The organism is Shinella sp. M31 (assembly GCF_049199205.1).
Taxonomy (GTDB): Bacteria; Pseudomonadota; Alphaproteobacteria; order Rhizobiales; family Rhizobiaceae; genus Shinella.
This window is the reverse complement of record NZ_JBLZPH010000211.1, coordinates 1-1,252: the sequence shown is the minus strand read 5'-3', so window position 1 is coordinate 1,252 and position 1,252 is coordinate 1. Positions and strand designations below refer to the sequence as shown.

1 protein-coding gene is annotated in these 1,252 nt (G+C 56.6%); it reads left to right on the top strand.

The window, feature by feature from the left end; genetic code table 11:
- On the top strand, nt 1–1,252 hold a 1,252-nt coding region (locus ACOZKU_RS27855; protein WP_421581619.1), incomplete at both ends, for a phospholipase D-like domain-containing protein.

The window sequence follows — 1,252 nt, the reverse complement described above, 5'->3', positions numbered from 1 at the left end:
ATCATCGTGGACGCCGACGATTATTTTAACGCGATCCGCAACGCGATGCGATCCGCGCGGCATTCCATATTCCTTGTAGGTTGGGATTTCGACGCAGGCATAGCGCTCGGCAGGCCCGATGTCGATGACGGCGCCCCCCGCGAGGTGGGCAAGTTCATTATTTGGTTGGCGCGACATAACCCTGATTTGCAGATCAGAATTTTGCTTTGGAGCCCTGCACTCCTGGCAAGTTGGATGCGGCCATCCAATCTCCCCTATCTCCTGAGATGGAAATGGCATCCGCGGATCTCCGTCAAATTGGACGGAAAACATCCCATCGGAAGTTCGCATCACCAGAAGATGCTGGTGGTTGATGACGAGCTAGCATTTTGTGGCGGTATCGACGTGACCCTGGATCGCTGGGATACGCGGGACCATCTCGATGAAAATCCGCTGCGACGTCGGCCGAACGGCTCGCTTTACGGCCCCTGGCACGATGCCTCCAGCATGTTCACAGGCGAGGCTGCGCGTGCCTTGGGAGAACTTTGTCACATGCGGTGGCGGCGGGCGGGCGGTAAAGAGGCATTTCGAACTCCTGCAAAGGAGTCAGTGAAAACCAGACCAAGCTCCGGTTTTTCCTTCGGTTCGGTCAACCTGGCCATTGCCCGCACGGAACCGGCACATATCGACGAGAGCCGCGTGATCGAAATCGAGAAGCTTTATGTCGACATGATCGCCGCCGCGCGCACACTGATCTACGCGGAAAGCCAGTATTTCGCGTCAAGGAAGGTAGCCCAGGCGGTCGCGCGCCGGCTGGCAGAGCCTGAAGGTCCGGAGATCGTGCTGATCAACCCTGTCACTTCGGACAACTGGCTGGGTGCGCTGGCGATGGATACCGCCCGAGCGCGATTGCGTGAGTCGCTGAGACGGCATGACCTCAATGGCCGTTTCCGAATGTATCACCCGGCAACTGCCCACGAGCAGCCTATTTACGTTCATTCAAAGCTGATGATCGTGGACAACGAGATTATCCGCGTAGGCTCATCGAATATGAACAATCGGTCCATGCGCTTCGATCGGGAATGTGATGTCGCGTTCGAAGCGGGAGATTCTGAAGAATTGCGCCGACGCATTTCAGAATTTAGAACTGACTTGCTGGCCGAACATCTCGGAGTATCTGCTGGCACAGTGGAGCAGGCGGTGGCACAGTCAGGATCTCTGATTGCGGCGATTGAAACTCTCCGTAAATCCCAGCCAGGACGCACTTTAGTCC